This window comes from Streptomyces sp. NPDC046303 (assembly GCF_055588085.1).
The window spans coordinates 1-17,200 of sequence record NZ_JBVJFA010000003.1 but is presented as its reverse complement, the minus strand read 5'-3'; the positions used below and the strand labels follow the sequence as shown (position 1 = coordinate 17,200).

The window sequence follows — 17,200 nt, the reverse complement described above, 5'->3', positions numbered from 1 at the left end:
ACGGGTGCCCCCGGGTTCCGGCCGAACCCGGGGGCACCCGTCCGTGCGTGGGGGAGGGGGAGGGGTACGGGCTACCGGCGGAAGCGGTGGCAGATGTACGCGAGGGTGCCGAGCAGCAGCCGGGCCTGCGGCGGGCCCCCGGCCGAGTCGAGCGCGGGCGGCCGCAGCCAGGAGACCTGGCCGCGCCCGGCCCGGTCGGAGGGCGGGGCCGTCACGTAGCTGCCGTGGCCCAGCGCCCGCAGGTCCAGGTCGGCGTCGTCCCAGCCCATCCGGTACAGCAGCTCCGGCAGTTCGGCAGCGGCCCCCGGAGCCACGAAGAACTGCGCCCGCTCGTCCGGGGTCACGATGACCGGCCCGAGCGGCAGGCCCATCCGCTCCAGGCGGACCAGCGCCCGCCGCCCCGCCTCCGCGGAGACCTCGATGACGTCGAAGGAGCGGCCGGCGGGCAGCAGCACCGCCGCGCCCGGGTACTCGCCCCAGGTCTCGGTGACCTCGTCCAGGGTGGCCCCGGCCTTGACCGTCGGGGCGAAGGCGAGGGGATGCGCCCCGGGGGCGGTGCACCGCGCGTCCCCGCAGGAGCAGTCGCGTCCGGGCGCCGCGGCGCGGGCGCCGGGCACCACCTCCCAGCCCCACAAGCCGGTGTACTCCGCCACCGCCGTGCACTCCGAGGTCCGGCCGCGGCGCCGGGCGCCGGAGCGGAACTCCCTGGTGCCACGGCTGCCGCCGATCGTGAAGCCCATGCCCATGCCCCCTCCAACGGGTCGGACGCTCCGGTGGTTACGACATCGGTGGGACCGGCGCACTCGGCACGGTGTGCGCCCCGGGTGCACTCCAGTCCATCCGATCCGTTTTCACGTTGTGTCAAGTGAATCGCGCCTGCCCGGTGGCGAGTTCATTCAAAGGGGTGGCGAATGGTGGCGTTTCTGGAATCGACCTCGCCGGACGGGTGATCGTAGGATTACTTTCGGTGCACGAACCCCGAAGGCAGGCCCGTCCGTGGGTATGCCGGAGGCAATACGTGAAGGACTCGTGAAGGTCCGTGGCGGCGCTTGCCCCTCCCGTCAGGGTTTCGTGTGGAAGAGACGATGCGGATGGGGGCGTTCCAGTGAGCGGCAACGGCGCAAGCGGAACGGGCGGCGAACCGGTGGAGTCCGCTGACCGGAACGTCCAGCTCACGTCGTGGTTCGTCCGCAGCGGCTGGTCGAAGGGCGAACTCGCCCGCCAGGTCAACCGCCGGGCCCGCCAGATGGGCGCCCACCACATCAGCACGGACACCTCCCGCGTCCGCCGCTGGCTCGACGGGGAACAGCCCCGCGAGCCCGTCCCGCGGATCCTCTCCGAGCTGTTCTCGGAGCGCTTCGGCTCCGTCGTCGCGATCGAGCAGCTCGGCCTGCGCACCGCCCACCAGACCCCCTCCGTCTCCGGGGTCGACCTGCCCTGGGCCGGGCCGCAGACCGTCGAACTGCTCGGCGAGTTCTCCCGCAGCGACCTGATGCTGGCCCGCCGCGGCTTCCTCGGGACCTCGCTCGCCCTCTCCGCCGGTCCCGCCCTGATCGAGCCCATGCAGCGCTGGCTCGTCCCGGCCCCGGCCGCCGACCCCGGAGTCCGTGCGGCGGGGGTCTCCCCGGCGGAGCGCGGGGCAGGGCCGGCGGGAGCCCTCGGCGGCGGCCGCCCGCCGCGGCTCTCCGAACCCGAGCTCGACCTCCTCGACGCCACCACCGTCATGTTCCGCCAGTGGGACGCCCAGTGCGGGGGCGGCCTGCGCCGCAAGGCGGTGGTGGGCCAGCTCCACGAGGTCACCGACCTGCTCCAGGAGAACCACCCGGCCCCCGTCATGAAGCGGCTCTTCAAGGTCGCCGCGGAACTGGCCGAACTGGCCGGCTGGATGAGCTACGACATCGGCCTGCACCCCACCGCGCAGAAGTACTTCGTGCTCGCGCTGCACGCCGCGAAGGAGGCCGGGGACAAGCCGCTCGGCTCGTACATCCTCTCCGGCATGAGCCGCCAGATGATCCACCTGGGCCGCCCCGAGGACGCCCTGGAACTCATCCACCTCGCGCAGTACGGAAGCCGCGACTGCGCCGGCCCGCGCACCCAGGCCATGCTGTATGCGATGGAGGCCCGCGCCTACGCCAACATGGGGCAGCCCAGCCGCTGCAAGCGGGCCGTGCGGATGGCCGAGGACACCTTCGGAGACGTCGGCTTCGGGGGCGAGCCCGAACCCGACTGGATCCGCTTCTTCTCCGAGGCCGAACTCAACGGCGAGAACTCCCACTCCTACCGGGACCTGGCCTACGTCGCCGGGCGCAGCCCCACGTACGCCTCCCTCGCCGAACCCGTGATGGAGCGGGCCGTCGAACTCTTCGAGAAGGACGAGGAGCACCAGCGCTCCTACGCCCTCAACCTCATCGGCATGGCCACCGTCCACCTGCTCCAGCGCGAGCCCGAACAGGCCACCGTCCTCGTCGGCCGGGCCCTGGACGTGGCGCAAAAGGTTCGGTCCGAGCGGGTGAACACCCGGCTCCGCAAGACCGTCGACTCCGCCGCGCGTGAGTACGGCGACGTCGCCGACGTGGTCCGGCTCACCGACATCCTCGCCGCCCGGCTCCCCGAAGCCGCGGAGGCCGTCTGACGGCCCTCCCGGCCGCCCCCCGAGGCCCCGGCCGCGGCAGTCACCCCGTGAAGCCCGATCAGGCTCCCCCAGCCAGGACGTCCGGGTACTGCCGCGGCCGGATTCGATCAAGAGTCCGTTCATGGACGCGTAACACGCCCGACCTCTTCGTCACGGGCACGAAACACCTGGCGGCGCCGCCGGAAACCGGCCTGCGCGAATCTCAGGGCCAATAACCGGCCAGTTCCCAACGCCGCCGCTCAGGTTTTCACGATCGCCCGCACGCGAACGTACCGACGACGAGGAGACGCCGATGGCATCAGCCATCACGACCCTCGCGGCAGACGCCCCCACGCTGTCTGCCGCGAACACCGGGTTCATGCTCATCTGCTCCGCCCTGGTCATGCTGATGACCCCGGGACTCGCCTTCTTCTACGGAGGCATGGTCCGCGTCAAGAGCAGCCTCAACATGCTGATGATGAGTTTCGTCAGCCTCGGGATCGTCACGATCCTGTGGGTGCTCTACGGCTTCAGCCTCGCCTTCGGCACCGACTCCGGCTCGCTCATCGGCTGGAACTCCGACTACGTGGGCCTCAGCGGCATCGGGATCACCGAGCTGTGGGACGGCTACACCATCCCGGTCTACGTCTTCGCCGTCTTCCAGCTGATGTTCGCGGTCATCACCCCGGCACTGATCAGCGGCGCCCTCGCCGACCGCGTGAAGTTCAGCGCCTGGGCCCTGTTCACCGCCCTGTGGGTCACCGTCGTCTACTTCCCCGTCGCCCACTGGGTCTGGGGCGCGGGCGGCTGGCTCTTCGAGATGGGCGTCATCGACTTCGCGGGCGGCACCGCCGTCCACATCAACGCCGGCGCCGCCGCCCTCGGCGTGATCCTGGTCATCGGCAAGCGCGTCGGCTTCAAGAAGGACCCGATGCGCCCGCACAGCCTCCCCCTCGTGATGCTCGGCGCCGGCCTCCTCTGGTTCGGCTGGTTCGGGTTCAACGCCGGATCCTGGCTCGGCAACGACGACGGCGTCGGCGCGGTCATGTTCGTCAACACCCAGGTCGCCACGGCCGCCGCCATGCTCGCCTGGCTCGCCTACGAGAAGCTGCGCCACGGCTCCTTCACCACCCTCGGCGCCGCCTCCGGCGCGGTCGCGGGCCTCGTCGCCATCACCCCCGCGGGCGGTGCCGTCAGCCCGCTCGGCGCGATCGCCGTCGGCGCCATCGCCGGTCTGCTGTGCGCCATGGCGGTGGGCCTGAAGTACAAGTTCGGCTACGACGACTCGCTCGACGTCGTCGGCGTCCACCTCGTCGGCGGTGTCGCCGGCTCCCTGCTCGTGGGCCTCTTCGCCACCGGCGGCGTCCAGTCCGACGTCGCGGGCCTCTTCTACGGCGGCGGCCTGGAGCAGCTCGGCAAGCAGGCCATCGGAGTCTTCTCCGTCCTCGCCTACTCTCTCGTGGCGTCCGCGCTGCTCGCCTTCCTGCTCGACAAGACGATCGGGATGCGGGTCACCGAGGACGACGAGGTCTCCGGCATCGACCAGGTCGAGCACGCCGAGACCGCCTACGACTTCAGCGGAGCGGGCGGCGGAGCCTCCTCCCGGAGCACCGCCGCACCCGCACCCGCCCCCGCCGCCGCGAGCAAGAAGGTTGACGCATGAAGCTGATCACCGCGATCGTCAAGCCGCACAAGCTGGACGAGATCAAGGAAGCCCTCCAGACCTTCGGAGTCCAGGGACTCACGGTCACCGAGGCCAGCGGCTACGGCCGCCAGCGCGGCCACACCGAGGTCTACCGCGGCGCCGAGTACACCGTGGACCTCGTACCGAAGATCCGCATCGAGGTGCTCACGGAGGACGCCGACGCCGACGAGGTGATCCGGGTCATCGTGAGCGCCGCCGCCACCGGGAAGATCGGCGACGGCAAGGTGTGGAGCGTCCCCGTGGACTCGGTGGTCCGGGTCCGCACCGGCGAGCGCGGCGCTGACGCGCTCTAGGTCCTGACCGGCTGTACAGGCCCTAAGCGAGGGGAGCTCCTGGGTGACGAGCGTCGAAGACTCCAGCACGGACCACACGGCCGGCTCGGGACCCAGCGGATACGCCGCGGCCCGGCTGCGACTCCTCCAGGAGGAGCCGCGGTCCGGGCCCTCGCGGCGTTCCGCGCTGGCCGGGCTGACCGACCAATGGCTGAACGCCCTGTTCACGACCGCCGTCCGGGAGACCGGCGTGCGCGGCGCCTCCCTGGTGGCCGTCGGCGGCTACGGGCGCGGCGAACTCTCCCCGCGCAGCGACCTCGACCTGCTGCTGCTGCACGACGGCAAGGCCGAGCCCCGGCAGCTCGGCGCGCTCGCCGACCGCCTCTGGTACCCCGTGTGGGACCTCGGCCTCGCCCTGGACCACTCCGTACGGACACCCGGCGAGGCCCGCAAGACGGCCGCCGAGGACCTCAAGGTGCACCTCGGACTGCTGGACGCCCGGCCGGTCGCCGGAGACGCCGGGCTCCTCGCGGGCCTGCGCACCTCCGTCCTGGCCGACTGGCGGAACCTCGCCGCCAAACGCCTCCCGCAGCTGCACTCCCTGTGCCGGGAGCGGGCCGAGCGCGCGGGGGAGCTCCGCTTCCTGCTCGAACCCGACCTCAAGGAGGCCCGCGGCGGGCTCCGCGACGTCACCGCACTGCGGGCGGTGGCGGCGTCCTGGCTGGCCGACGCCCCCCGCGAGGGCCTCGCCGAGGCCCGGCGAAGGCTCCTGGACGCCCGGGACGCCCTGCACCTGGTGACGGGCCGGGCCACCGACCGGCTCGCCCTCCAGGAACAGGACGGGGTCGCCGAGCAGCTCGGACTGCTCGACGCGGACGCGCTGCTCCGCGAGGTGTACGAGGCCGCTCGGGTCGTCTCCTACGCCGGTGACGTGACCTGGCGCGAGGTCGGGCGGGTCCTGCGGGCGCGCTCGGCCCGGCCGCGGCTGCGCGGCCTGCTGGGCACCCGGGGCCCCGCGGCCTCCCCGCGGGCACCGCTCGCCGAGGGCGTCGTGGAATCCGACGGCGAGGCCGTACTGGCCCTGGCCGCGCGCCCCGACCGCGATCCGGGCCTGGCGCTGCGGCTCGCCGCGGCCGCCGCGCAGGCGGGGCTGCCCGTATCGCTGCACGCCCTGCGCAGGCTCGCCTCCCAGGGCAAGCCGCTGCCGGTGCCGTGGCCGGCGGAGGCCCGCGAGCAGCTGCTGACGCTGCTGGGCGCGGGCGAGCCGACGGTGGCCGTGTGGGAGGCCCTGGAGGCGGAGGGCCTGATCACGCGCCTGCTGCCCGACTGGGAGCGGGTGCGGTGCCGCCCCCAGCGCAACCCCGTCCACACCTGGACCGTGGACCGGCACCTGATCGAGACGGCGGTGCGCGCCTCTGCCCTCACCCGCCGGGTGGGCCGCCCCGACCTGCTGCTGATGGCCGCCCTGCTGCACGACATCGGCAAGGGCTGGCCGGGGGACCACTCGGTGGCGGGCGAGACGATCGCCCGCGACGTCGCCGCCCGGGTCGGCTTCGATCCGCAGGACGTCGCCGTCCTGGGTGCGCTCGTACGCCACCACCTGCTGCTGATCGACACCGCGACCCGGCGCGACCTGGACGACCCGGCGACCGTCCGCTCGGTCGCCGAGGCCGTGGGGTCGGTGGGGACGCTGGAGATACTGCACGCCCTGACCGAGGCGGACGCCCTGGCCACCGGGCCGGCGGCGTGGAGCGCGTGGCGGGGATCGCTGGTCGCGGACCTCGTCGCGCGGGTCGCCGCCGTGCTGCGGGGGACGCCGCAGCAGGTGCGGGAACCGGAGATCCCGACCACGGAACAGGAACGGCTGGCGGTGGAGGCCCTGCGCACGGGGGAGCCGGTGCTCGCCGTGCACGCCCGCCAGGAGGAGGACGCGGTCGGCGTGGAGCTGGTCGTGGCCGTCCCCGACCAGCCGGGGGTCCTCCCGGCCGTGGCCGGGGTGCTCGCCCTGCACCGGCTGACCGTCCGGGCGGCCGACCTGCGCTCCATGGAGCTCCCGGACCGGCTCGGCGAGGTCCTGGTGCTGCGGTGGCGGGTGGCGGCCGAGTACGGGGCCCTGCCCGAGGCCACCCGGCTGCGCTCCGACCTGGTCCGGGCCCTGGACGGCTCGCTGGACGTGCCGGCGAGGCTGGCGGACCGCGAAGCGGCGTACCCGCGCAGGCGGGGGGTCGTCCCGCCGCCGCCCCGGGTCACGGTGGTCGCGGACGTCTCCTCCCTGGCGACGGTCCTGGAGGTGCGGGCACCCGACGCGGTGGGCCTGCTCCACCGCATCGGCCGGGCCCTGGAGTCGGCGGGGGTCCGCGTGCGGAGCGCGCACGTCTCGACGCTGGGCGCCAACGCGGTGGACACGCTGTACGTGGTCGACGGCGACGGCAAACCCCTGCTCCCCGGCGAGGCCGCCGCCCTCGCCGCCACGGTGCAGGGGGCCCTGTCGTAGCCTGCGGACCCCGCGCCGGGGAGATGCGCCCGGCGCAGCGGGTACAGCCGCCGCGCGGGGCCGTCCCCCACCCGCGCTCCCACCGTTCGCCGGGGCGGAGCCTCAGGGAAAGCGGCCCGCAGGGCCGGATGGGCGGCCGGGCCGGATACCCTGGGGGACGACCACAACGCCCCCGACCCGAGGAATCGCGACCACCGTGTTCGATACGCTCTCCGACCGCTTGGCGAATACCTTCAAGGGCCTGCGCGGCAAAGGCCGGCTGTCCGAGGCTGACATCGACTCCGCGGCCCGGGAAATCCGTATCGCCCTCCTCGAGGCCGACGTCGCCCTCCCCGTCGTCCGCTCCTTCATCGCGAACGTCAAGGAACGCGCCCGCGGCGAAGAGGTCAGCAAGGCGCTGAACCCGGGCCAGCAGGTCCTGAAGATCGTCAACGACGAGCTCGTCACGATCCTCGGCGGCGAGACCCGGCGCCTGCGCTTCGCCAAGACCGCCCCCACTGTGATCATGCTCGCGGGTCTCCAGGGTGCCGGTAAGACCACCCTGGCCGGAAAGCTCGGCCTGTGGCTGAAGGGGCAGGGCCACACCCCGCTCCTCGTCGCGTGCGACCTCCAGCGCCCCAACGCCGTCAACCAGCTCTCCGTCGTGGCCGACCGCGCGGGCGTGGCCTTCTACGGCCCCCAGCCGGGCAACGGCGTCGGCGACCCGGTCCAGGTCGCGAAGGACTCCGTCGAGTACGCGCGCACCAAGCAGTACGACATCGTCATCGTCGACACCGCCGGCCGCCTCGGCATCGACTCCGAGCTGATGCAGCAGGCCGCCGACATCCGCGACGCGGTCTCGCCCGACGAGATCCTGTTCGTCGTCGACGCCATGATCGGCCAGGACGCGGTCAACACCGCCGAGGCCTTCCGCGACGGCGTGGGCTTCGACGGCGTCGTGCTCTCCAAGCTCGACGGCGACGCCCGCGGCGGTGCCGCGCTCTCCATCGCGCACGTCACCGGCAAGCAGATCATGTTCGCCTCGAACGGTGAGAAGCTCGACGAGTTCGACGCCTTCCACCCGGACCGCATGGCGGGCCGGATCCTCGACATGGGTGACATGCTCACCCTGATCGAGCAGGCCGAGAAGACCTTCTCGCAGGCCGAGGCCGAGAAGATGGCGGCCAAGCTCGCCAAGGGCCCCAAGGAGTTCACGCTCGACGACTTCCTGGCCCAGATGGAGCAGGTCCGCAAGATGGGCTCCATCTCCAAGCTGCTCGGCATGCTTCCCGGCATGGGGCAGATCAAGGACCAGATCAACAACATCGACGAGCGCGACGTGGACCGCACCGCCGCGATCATCAAGTCGATGACCCCGGCCGAGCGCCAGGACCCGACGATCATCAACGGCTCGCGCCGGGCCCGTATCGCCAAGGGTTCCGGCACCGAGGTCAGCGCGGTCAAGGCGCTCGTGGAGCGGTTCTTCGACGCCCGCAAGATGATGTCCCGCATGGCCCAGGGCGGCGGCATGCCGGGAATGCCCGGCATCCCCGGGATGGGCGGCGGCCCCGGCCGGCAGAAGAAGCAGGTCAAGCAGGCCAAGGGCAAGCGCAAGAGCGGCAACCCGATGAAGCGCAAGGAAGAGGAGGCCGCAGCAGCGGCCCGGCGCGAGCAGGGTCCGCAGGCGATCGAGCCCGCGGCCGGCGCCAACCCCTTCGGCCTTCCGGCGGGCGGCGGTCAGCCCGGCCAGGACTTCGACCTTCCGGACGAGTTCAAGAAGTTCATGAAGTAGTACCGCGCAGTCGTGCAGCGGAGGGCCCCGACCGTGATGTCACGGTCGGGGCCCTCCGTTTTCTGCAGGGGCAGGGGGTGGATTTGTCGCTTATGGTCGGCCGGGAGGACGGCAGAAGGAGGCGCCCGTGCCCAGCCCCACCCCCGTACCGCCCCGCGACCGGGCCGATACGCCCTGGCGCTCCGAGGGCGCGCCGCCCACGCCGCCGCCGAAGAAGCGGATGCCGGGCGGCTGGCGCGGGCTGATCCTCACCGCCCTGATCGTGTACCTGATCACCAACCTGGTGCTGTCCTTCTTCAACGACGGGGACGAGCCGACGATCTCGTACACGGAGTTCAGCAAGCAGGTCGCCGACGGTAACGTCTCCAAGATCTACTCCAAGGGCGACGCGATCCAGGGCGAGCTGAAGGCCAAGCAGCCGCTGCCCGAAGGGGACAAGGGCGACTACACGAAGTTCGTCACCCAGCGGCCCGCCTTCGCCGACGACGACCTGTGGGCCGATCTCACCAAGCAGAACGTGAACGTGACCGCCTCGCCGGTCGTCGTACAGCGCAGCTTCCTGGCCAACCTGCTGATCTCCCTGGCCCCGATGCTGCTCCTGGTCCTGTTGTGGGTGGTCATCGCCCGCCGGATGAGCACGGGGCTGGGCGGCGGCATCGGCGGGCTGGGCCGCAAGGCGCCGCCCAAACCGGTGGAGCTGGAGGAGGGCGCCAAGCGCACCACCTTCGAGGACGTGGCGGGCATCGACGAGGTCGAGGGCGAGCTCAACGACGTCGTCGACTTCCTCAAGAACCCCCAGGCGTACCGGAAGCTCGGCGCCCGGATGCCCGGCGGAGTCCTCCTGTCCGGCCCGCCCGGCACCGGAAAGACGCTGCTCGCCCGGGCGGTGGCCGGCGAGGCCGGGGTGCCGTTCTTCTCCGCCTCCGCCTCCGAGTTCATCGAGATGATCGTCGGGGTCGGCGCCTCCCGGGTGCGCGAACTCTTCACCGAGGCCCGCAAGGTGGCCCCCGCGATCATCTTCATCGACGAGATCGACACCATCGGGCGGGTGCGGGGCGGCGGCGGGGCCATGGGCGGCCACGACGAACGCGAACAGACCCTCAACCAGATCCTCACCGAGATGGACGGCTTCTCCGGCTCCGAAGGGGTGGTCGTACTGGCCGCCACCAACCGGGCGGACGTCCTGGACCCCGCCCTGACCCGGCCCGGCCGCTTCGACCGGACGGTGGTCGTCTCCCCGCCCGACCGGGGCGGCCGCGAGGCCATCCTGCGCATCCACACCCGGGAGATCCCGCTCGCCCCCGGCGTCGACCTCGCGCAGGTGGCCCGTACCACCCCCGGAATGACCGGCGCCGAACTGGCCAACCTGGCCAACGAGGCCGCGCTGCTGGCCGTCAAACGCCGACAGGACCAGGTCACCCAGTCCGACTTGTCCGACGCCCTGGAGAAGGTCCAGCTGGGGGCGGAGCGGTCCCTGGTCATGCCGCTGGAGGAGCGCCGCCGCACGGCGTACCACGAGAGCGGCCACGCCCTCCTGGGCATGCTCCAGCCGGGCGCCGACCCGGTCCGCAAGATCACCATCGTGCCCCGCGGCCGCGCTCTCGGCGTCACCCTCTCCACCCCGGACGCCGACCGCTACGCCTACACCGAGGAGTACCTGCGCGGCCGCGTCATCGGGGCGCTCGGCGGCATGGCCGCCGAGCACGTCGTGTACGACGTCATCACCACGGGCGCGGAGAACGACCTCGAACAGGTCACCAACATCGTCCGCGGCATGGTCGGCCGCTGGGGCATGAGCGAGCGCGTCGGCAAGCTCACCGCCATCCCCTCCGACGCGGGCAGCCCGTACGGCCTGTCCGCGGCCCCCGCCACCCTCGACGCGGTGGACCACGAGATGCGGCGGATCGTCGACGAGTGCTACGAGGACGCCTGCCGCCTGCTGCGCGAGCACCGCCCGAAACTCGACGCGCTGGCCGAAGCCCTGCTCGCCAACGAGACCCTGGACGAAGCGGCCGCGTACGCCGCCGCGGGCATCACCCGCCTCACCAAGGGCCACGACACCGGCTGACGCCGGCCGGCCCGGCTACGCCCTTCGGGCGATCACATACCGGAAGATGTTCGGCAGCCAAACGGCCCCGTCCGGCCGCTCGTACGGGTGAAGGGCGACGGCCAGCTCCTTCTCCGCCAGCGCGGGATCGGCCATCCCGAAGGGCGCGTGGTCCGCCGCCCCGGCGGAGCCGGTGCCCGCGACCGGATACAGCCCCGTCGACAGCAGCCCGCGCACCGCGCTGTCCACGTCCGCGTAGCCGAACGGGCAGAACACCCGGCCCGAGCCGTCCGGGCGCAGTCCGGCCCGCTCCACGAGCGCGTCCAGGTCCCGCGGCGCCGGTCCGCCGCCCAGGACGGAGGGCACGGTGCATCTCTCCGCCGGACCCCAGTCGGCCAGCACCACCGCCCCGCCGCGCCGGACCGCGGGCAGGGCCCGCTCCAGCGCCACCGGGTCGGGCGAGAAGGCCAGCAGGGCGTCGTACGGGCGGTCCGCCGGGGATCGCGCCGGCTCCGCCGGTACGGACGGCGGAGCCGCCAGCACCTCCAGGAGCCGCTCACGGGCCAGCGCCCGCCGCGCCGGATCCTCCTCCACGCCGGTGGCCGAGGCTCCCCGCCCGGCCGCCAGCAGCAGGGGCAGCCCGGCCCCGCAGCCGAGGCCCAGCAGCCGGTCTCCCGGCCCGACCTCCAGCCGGTCGTAGACCGCCTCGTACAGCGGTACCAGCATCCGTTCCTGGATCTCGGCCCAGTCCCGGGCGACGAGCGTCGCGGTCGGCGTCGGTGTCATAGAAAGAGCGCTCCTGATTCCGTGTCGCCCCCTTGCCCCCGTTGACAGAGAACTCCCCATCGGCCCCCGCGTCCAGAGGAACGAGCCACCCGATTCACGCTCGGCGCGCCGGGCGCCGTACCATTCGCGCCATGGCAAAGGCACCCGTTCTCACCCCGCAGGCGGAGGATTTCCCCCGCTGGTACCAGGATCTGATCAACAAGGCCGAGCTGGCCGACAACGGTCCGGTCCGCGGCACCATGGTCATCCGACCGTACGGCTACGGCCTGTGGGAGCGGATGCAGCAGGAGATGGACGCGCGGATCAAGGACGCGGGCGCCCAGAACGCGTACTTCCCGCTGTTCATCCCGCAGTCGTACCTGACGAAGGAAGCCGAGCACGTCGAGGGCTTCGCCCCCGAGCTCGCCGTCGTCACGCACGGCGGCGGCAAGGAGCTGGAAGAGCCGGTCGTCGTCCGGCCCACCTCCGAGACGATCATCAACGACTACTTCTCCAAGTGGGTCCAGAGCTACCGGGACCTGCCCCTGCTGATCAACCAGTGGGCCAACGTGGTCCGCTGGGAGATGCGCCCGCGCGTGTTCCTCCGTACGAGCGAGTTCCTCTGGCAGGAGGGCCACACCGCCCACGCCACCTACGAGGACGCCCGCGACTACGCCGCCCGGATCCACACGGACGTCTACGGCGACTTCATGACGAACGTGCTCGGCATCGACGTCGTGCTCGGCCGCAAGACCGCCAAGGAGCGCTTCGCCGGCGCCATCAACACCCTCACCCTCGAGGGCATGATGGGCGACGGCAAGGCCCTGCAGCTGGGCACGAGCCACGAGCTCGGCACCAACTTCGCCAAGGCCTTCAACACGCAGTACCTGTCGAAGGAAGGAAAGCAGGAACTGGTCTGGCAGACCTCGTGGGGCGTCTCGACCCGCATGGTCGGCGGCCTGATCATGTCCCACGGCGACGACAACGGCCTGCGCGTCCCGCCGCGCCTCGCCCACGTCCAGGTCGTCGTCATGGCGATCAAGGGCGACGAGGCCGTGGCGAAGGTCCGCGAGCTGGGCGCCCAGCTCAAGGCCGCCGGCATCCGCGTGCAGGTCGACGACCGCGTGGACACCCCCTTCGGCCGCCGCGCCGTGGACTGGGAGCTCAAGGGCGTACCGGTCCGCATCGAGATCGGCCCCCGCGACCTGGAGGCCGGCACCGCGATGCTGGCCCGCCGGATCCCGGGCGGAAAGACCCCGGTGCAGATCGACGCGCTCGCCGACCTGCTGCCGAAGGTGCTGGACGAGGATCAGGCGCAGCTGCTGCGCGAGTCCCGCGAGCGCCGCATGGCCCGTACCTCGGACGTCTCGACCCTCGAGGAGGCCGCCGAGGCCGCCATCGCCGGTGGCTGGGCGCGCATCCCGTGGGCGGACCTCGGTCCGGAGGGCGAGGCGAAGCTCGCCGAGCAGGCCGTCTCCGTGCGCTGCCTGATCGCCGAGGACGGGTCCGTTCCGGAGGCGGACGACGCCCCCGGGACCGTCGCGATCGTCGCGCGCTCGTACTGATCCGCTCCCACGCCCCGGCGCGCGGCCCATGCCGCACGCCGGGGCGACTACGTCGTTGGTCTTCGTTACGTACCGACTCCTCCTGACATCGGCGCACCCGTCCTCGTCGGGACGCATGAGACAGAACTGACTGGTACGTGCAAAAAATTTGGAATGGCCCGGAATCGGAACACCGGGGCACCCCGGCTCGTTGTCACGACGTGAGCACGACACCACCTGTTCTCGCCGCAGAGCTGGCGCAGGCGTGGGCCGACATTCAGCGGTACCACCCCGAGCTGCCTGACCTTGCCGCGCCCGAGTCCCTGATCGGAGAGTCCTCGTCCGCCTGCGGCGCCGAGCTCTCCTTCGAGCGACTGCTGCACGAGGCAGTCCACGGCATTGCCGCCGCCCGCGGTGTCCGCGACACCTCGCGCGCCGGCCGCTACCACAACCGCAGATTCCTCGCGATCGCCGAGGAGATGGGCCTGGACCACTCCGAGGAGCCGCACGCGAGCAGCGGCTTCTCGCTGGTCGCGCTCAACCCCGAGGCGAAGCGGCGCTACCGGCCCACCATCGAGCGGCTGCAGCGCGCCCTGAAGGCGCACACGGCCGCCACCGCCGCCGACACCAAGCGCAGCTTCCGCGGACCGGCCGCCCGGCACGGCTCCTCCGGCGGGGGCGTGCGCGTCAAGGCGGTCTGCGACTGCGGGCGCAACGTGCGGGTGGTCCCCTCCGTGCTCGCCCAGGCGCCGATCGTGTGCGGGGGCTGCATGAAGCCCTTCCGCATCCCCGAGGTGGCCATCGCGGCGGCCTCCTGAGCCGCGCGGGACGGACCGGGCGGGACGTCCGGACGGCCGGGCGTCCCGCGGGCACGAGGCGGCCGCGCCCGCCGGGGCGAAGGGGCGGGCCCGCCCGCGGGCGGGCCGGATCACCCCGCTCGGCAGCGCCGCAGGCGTATGGCACAATGGCTAGCTGTACTCGACAGTCGCATAGGACCCCTCTCTCCTCCGGCTGACGCGTCCATCGGGCACCCGAGTACCGCAACCCCACGTGGCATCTCATGTGCCCCACCACGTCAAGTTCAGGAGACACCACTCCAGTGGCAGTCAAGATCAAGCTCAAGCGCCTCGGCAAGATTCGCCAGCCGCACTACCGCATCGTCGTCGCCGACGCCCGTACCCGTCGGGACGGTCGCGCGATCGAAGAGATCGGTATCTACCACCCGACCTACAACCCGTCGCGCATCGAGGTCAACGCCGAGCGTGCGCAGTACTGGCTGTCCGTCGGCGCCCAGCCCACCGAGGCTGTGCTCGCCATCCTGAAGCTGACCGGTGACTGGCAGGCCCACAAGGGCCTCCCCGCCCCCGCGCCGCTGCTCCAGCCGGCGACGAAGGAAGACAAGCGTCGCTCCTTCGACGAGTTCGCCAAGGCCCTCGAGGGTGGCGACGCCAAGGGCGAGGCCATCACGCAGAAGGCGAAGAAGGCCGACAAGAAGGCGGACGAGGCCGAGGCCGCCGCCGAGTCGACCGAGGCCTGAGCATGCTCGAGGAGGCTCTTGAGCACCTCGTGAAGGGCATTGTGGACAACCCCGACGACGTGCAGGTCGCCTCGCGCAACCTGCGCCGCGGGCAGGTGCTCGAGGTCCGGGTTCACCCCGACGACCTCGGCAAGGTGATCGGCCGCAACGGCCGCACCGCACGTGCTCTGCGTACGGTCGTGGGCGCCATCGGCGGCCGGGGGATCCGCGTCGACCTCGTCGACGTGGACCAGGTCCGCTGAGCAGTTGAATCACCGGCACGGGCCGGGGAGGGCATTCGTGCCCGCCCCGGCCCGTCGTCGTCTGAACAGGAGAGAACAGTGGAGCTGGTAGTCGCGCGGATCGGCCGCGCCCACGGCATCAAGGGTGAGGTCACCGTCGAGGTGCGTACCGACGAGCCGGAACTGCGGCTCAGTCCGGGCGCCGTGCTCCGGACCGAACCGGCGTCGGCGGGACCGCTGACCATCGAGACCGGCCGGGTGCACAGCAGTCGGCTCCTGCTCCGCTTCGCGGGAGTCAAGGACCGCACCGGCGCCGAGGCACTGCGCAACGTCCTGCTGATCGCGGACGTGGATCCGGCGGAGCTGCCGGAGGAGCCCGACGAGTACTACGACCACCAGCTGATGGACCTCGACGTCGTCCTGGAGGACGGCACCGAGATCGGCCGGATCACCGAAATCTCCCACCTGCCCTCGCAGGACCTCTTCATCGTCGAGCGGCCGGACGGCTCCGAGGTGATGATCCCCTTCGTCGAGGAGATCGTCGCCGAGATCGACCTGGAGGAGCAGCGCTGCGTCATCACCCCGCCGCCGGGGCTGATCGACGAGCGCGAAGCGGTCATCGACTCGAGCCGCGACGAGGACTCCCCGGACTCCAAGGGCTCCAAGGACTCCCAGGACTCCCAGGACTCCGGGGACGACGCCTGATGCGTCTCGACGTCGTCACGATCTTCCCCGAGTACCTGGAACCGCTGAACGTCTCCCTCGTCGGCAAGGCGCGTGCCCGCGGCCAGCTGGACGTGCATGTCCACGACCTGCGGGACTGGACGTACGACCGGCACAACACGGTCGACGACACCCCCTACGGCGGCGGCCCCGGCATGGTCATGAAGACCGAGCCGTGGGGCGAGGCCCTGGACGAGGCGCTGGCCGACGGCTACGAGGCGGGCGCGCACGGTCCCGTCATGGTCGTACCCACCCCCAGCGGCCGCCCCTTCACCCAGGAACTGGCCGTCGAACTCTCCGAGCGGCCCTGGCTGATCTTCACGCCGGCCCGCTACGAGGGCATCGACCGCCGCGTCATGGACGAGTACGCCACGCGCATGCCGGTGTACGAGGTCTCCATCGGCGATTACGTCCTGGCGGGCGGCGAGGCCGCCGTCCTGGTGGTCACCGAGGCCGTGGCCCGGCTGCTCCCCGGGGTGCTCGGCAACGCGGAATCGCACCGGGACGACTCCTTCGCCCCCGGCGAGATGGCCAACCTGCTGGAAGGGCCCGTCTACACCAAGCCCCCCGAGTGGCGTGGCCGCGGCATCCCGGACGTACTGCTCAGCGGCCACCACGGGAAGATCGCCCGCTGGCGCCGGGACGAGGCCTTCCGTCGGACCGCCCGCAACCGCCCTGACCTGATCGAGCGCTGCGAGGCCTCCGCCTTCGACAAGAAGGACCGGGAGATCCTGTCCATCCTGGGCTGGCAGCCGTCCGCCGACGGCCGATTTTGGCGCAGGCCCGAGGCCGTGGAAGAATAGGCGGCTGCTGTGTGCTCGCGGACGCCCCTGCCACAGGGGGACCGTCGTCCGCCGGGTCCCACGGCTCCCGAATTCTCTACGGAAACCCGCACCGGCGACCTGTGGCGTCGTGCGAAGAAAGCAGACGAAGAACATGTCTCACCTGCTCGATGGCGTCAACGCCGCCGCGCTCCGCTCGGACGTCCCGGCCTTCCGCCCGGGTGACACGATCAACGTGCACGTCCGCGTGATCGAGGGCAACCGCTCCCGTATCCAGCAGTTCAAGGGTGTCGTCATCCGCCGCCAGGGCGCCGGTGTCTCCGAGACCTTCACCGTTCGCAAGGTCTCCTTCAGCGTCGGCGTGGAGCGTACCTTCCCGGTCCACTCCCCGATCTTCGAGAAGATCGAGCTCGTCACCCGCGGTGACGTGCGCCGCGCCAAGCTGTACTACCTCCGTGAGCTCCGCGGCAAGGCCGCGAAGATCAAGGAGAAGCGCGACAACTGAGGTCCCCTCCGGCGTCCCGGGGTGGCCGGATAGGCTCGCCCCCGATGGACACCGAAGCACCTCACACGCAGCGGGGGGGGGGGGCCCCCCCCCCCGGGGGGGGGGGGGGGGGGGGGGGGGTTTTTTTTTTTTTTTTTTTTTTTTTTTTTTTTTTCCCCCCTCCCCCCCCCCCCCCCCCCCCAACAAAAAAAACGGAGGGAAAAACCCCAAAAAAAAAAAAAAA

General features: G+C 71.8%; 15 protein-coding genes. 13 read left to right on the top strand and 2 right to left on the bottom strand.

The genetic code is table 11. The features are described 5' to 3' along the window. Window positions 1-71: 71 nt before the first annotated feature. On the bottom strand, window positions 72-740 hold the full coding sequence (locus tag ACZ6I1_RS03580; protein WP_469283210.1) for a bifunctional DNA primase/polymerase: 669 nt from the start codon (window positions 738-740) through the stop codon (window positions 72-74). Between the two features lie 365 nt (window positions 741-1,105). On the opposite strand from ACZ6I1_RS03580, the gene nsdA reads away from it, so the two are divergent. The 6 genes from nsdA to ftsH all read left to right on the top strand — a co-directional run bounded on the left by nsdA (window position 1,106) and on the right by ftsH (window position 10,921). Further along, entirely contained in the window at window positions 1,106-2,632 is a 1,527-nt protein-coding gene (gene nsdA / locus ACZ6I1_RS03575; RefSeq protein WP_469282654.1) for a transcriptional repressor NsdA, read from the top strand. A 292-nt stretch (window positions 2,633-2,924) separates the two neighbouring features. After that, a complete protein-coding gene (locus ACZ6I1_RS03570; protein WP_469282652.1) occupies window positions 2,925-4,274 on the top strand; it encodes an ammonium transporter in 1,350 nt (449 codons plus the stop codon). Beyond that, on the top strand, window positions 4,271-4,609 hold the full coding sequence (locus ACZ6I1_RS03565; protein WP_446593985.1) for a P-II family nitrogen regulator: 339 nt from the start codon (window positions 4,271-4,273) through the stop codon (window positions 4,607-4,609). The genes ACZ6I1_RS03570 and ACZ6I1_RS03565 overlap by 4 nt, the downstream gene beginning before the upstream one ends. Before the next feature lie 43 nt (window positions 4,610-4,652). Beyond that, the gene (locus tag ACZ6I1_RS03560) at window positions 4,653-7,082 is read left to right on the top strand and encodes a [protein-PII] uridylyltransferase (RefSeq protein ID WP_469282649.1); all 2,430 of its coding nucleotides are present in this window, start codon (window positions 4,653-4,655) and stop codon (window positions 7,080-7,082) included. Window positions 7,083-7,278: 196 nt separating this feature from the next. Next, on the top strand, window positions 7,279-8,853 hold the full coding sequence (ffh, locus tag ACZ6I1_RS03555) for a signal recognition particle protein (RefSeq protein WP_469282647.1): 1,575 nt from the start codon (window positions 7,279-7,281) through the stop codon (window positions 8,851-8,853). Between the two features lie 127 nt (window positions 8,854-8,980). Next, a complete protein-coding gene (gene ftsH, locus ACZ6I1_RS03550; protein WP_469282645.1) occupies window positions 8,981-10,921 on the top strand; it encodes an ATP-dependent zinc metalloprotease FtsH in 1,941 nt (646 codons plus the stop codon). Between the two features lie 15 nt (window positions 10,922-10,936). On the opposite strand, the gene ACZ6I1_RS03545 is transcribed toward ftsH, so the two are convergent. After that, window positions 10,937-11,686 (bottom strand): methyltransferase type 11, encoded by a 750-nt coding sequence (locus ACZ6I1_RS03545; protein WP_469282642.1) that lies wholly within the window; start codon window positions 11,684-11,686, stop codon window positions 10,937-10,939. A 131-nt stretch (window positions 11,687-11,817) separates the two neighbouring features. Here ACZ6I1_RS03545 and proS point away from each other — a divergent pair, with 131 nt between their 5' ends. From proS to rplS, 7 genes are all read left to right on the top strand, one after another. Then, window positions 11,818-13,230 carry a proline--tRNA ligase gene (gene proS / locus ACZ6I1_RS03540; protein ID WP_469282640.1) on the top strand — a complete coding sequence of 471 codons (1,413 nt, stop codon included), beginning with the start codon at window positions 11,818-11,820 and terminating at the stop codon, window positions 13,228-13,230. 200 nt (window positions 13,231-13,430) lie between these two features. Then, complete coding sequence (locus ACZ6I1_RS03535) at window positions 13,431-14,027, top strand: hypothetical protein (RefSeq protein ID WP_469282638.1); 597 nt, start codon at window positions 13,431-13,433, stop codon at window positions 14,025-14,027. A 281-nt stretch (window positions 14,028-14,308) separates the two neighbouring features. Next, window positions 14,309-14,746 carry a 30S ribosomal protein S16 gene (gene rpsP / locus ACZ6I1_RS03530; RefSeq protein WP_351318398.1) on the top strand — a complete coding sequence of 146 codons (438 nt, stop codon included), beginning with the start codon at window positions 14,309-14,311 and terminating at the stop codon, window positions 14,744-14,746. Window positions 14,747-14,748: 2 nt separating this feature from the next. Then, window positions 14,749-14,988, top strand: coding sequence for an RNA-binding protein (locus ACZ6I1_RS03525; protein WP_007266827.1), 240 nt, complete (start codon window positions 14,749-14,751; stop codon window positions 14,986-14,988). A gap of 78 nt (window positions 14,989-15,066) precedes the next feature. Then, window positions 15,067-15,672, top strand: a complete 606-nt coding sequence (rimM, locus tag ACZ6I1_RS03520; RefSeq protein WP_469282634.1) for a ribosome maturation factor RimM — start codon at window positions 15,067-15,069, stop codon at window positions 15,670-15,672. Beyond that, window positions 15,672-16,493: a tRNA (guanosine(37)-N1)-methyltransferase TrmD gene (trmD, locus tag ACZ6I1_RS03515; RefSeq protein WP_469282632.1), complete on the top strand. Its 822-nt coding sequence runs from the start codon at window positions 15,672-15,674 to the stop codon at window positions 16,491-16,493. Before rimM ends, trmD begins: the two co-directional genes overlap by 1 nt. A gap of 133 nt (window positions 16,494-16,626) precedes the next feature. Beyond that, entirely contained in the window at window positions 16,627-16,977 is a 351-nt protein-coding gene (rplS, locus tag ACZ6I1_RS03510) for a 50S ribosomal protein L19 (protein ID WP_073911044.1), read from the top strand. The last annotated feature ends 223 nt before the right edge of the window (window positions 16,978-17,200 follow it).

Coding starts and splice junctions, on each gene's coding strand:
- ACZ6I1_RS03570 (WP_469282652.1), top strand. CDS start 2,925: ATGGCATCAGCCATCACGACCCTCGCGGCAGACGCCCCCACGCTGTCT.
- ACZ6I1_RS03580 (WP_469283210.1), bottom strand. CDS start 740: ATGGGCTTCACGATCGGCGGCAGCCGTGGCACCAGGGAGTTCCGCTCC.
- ACZ6I1_RS03545 (WP_469282642.1), bottom strand. CDS start 11,686: ATGACACCGACGCCGACCGCGACGCTCGTCGCCCGGGACTGGGCCGAG.
- rplS (WP_073911044.1), top strand. CDS start 16,627: ATGTCTCACCTGCTCGATGGCGTCAACGCCGCCGCGCTCCGCTCGGAC.
- proS (WP_469282640.1), top strand. CDS start 11,818: ATGGCAAAGGCACCCGTTCTCACCCCGCAGGCGGAGGATTTCCCCCGC.
- ACZ6I1_RS03565 (WP_446593985.1), top strand. CDS start 4,271: ATGAAGCTGATCACCGCGATCGTCAAGCCGCACAAGCTGGACGAGATC.
- ACZ6I1_RS03525 (WP_007266827.1), top strand. CDS start 14,749: ATGCTCGAGGAGGCTCTTGAGCACCTCGTGAAGGGCATTGTGGACAAC.
- trmD (WP_469282632.1), top strand. CDS start 15,672: ATGCGTCTCGACGTCGTCACGATCTTCCCCGAGTACCTGGAACCGCTG.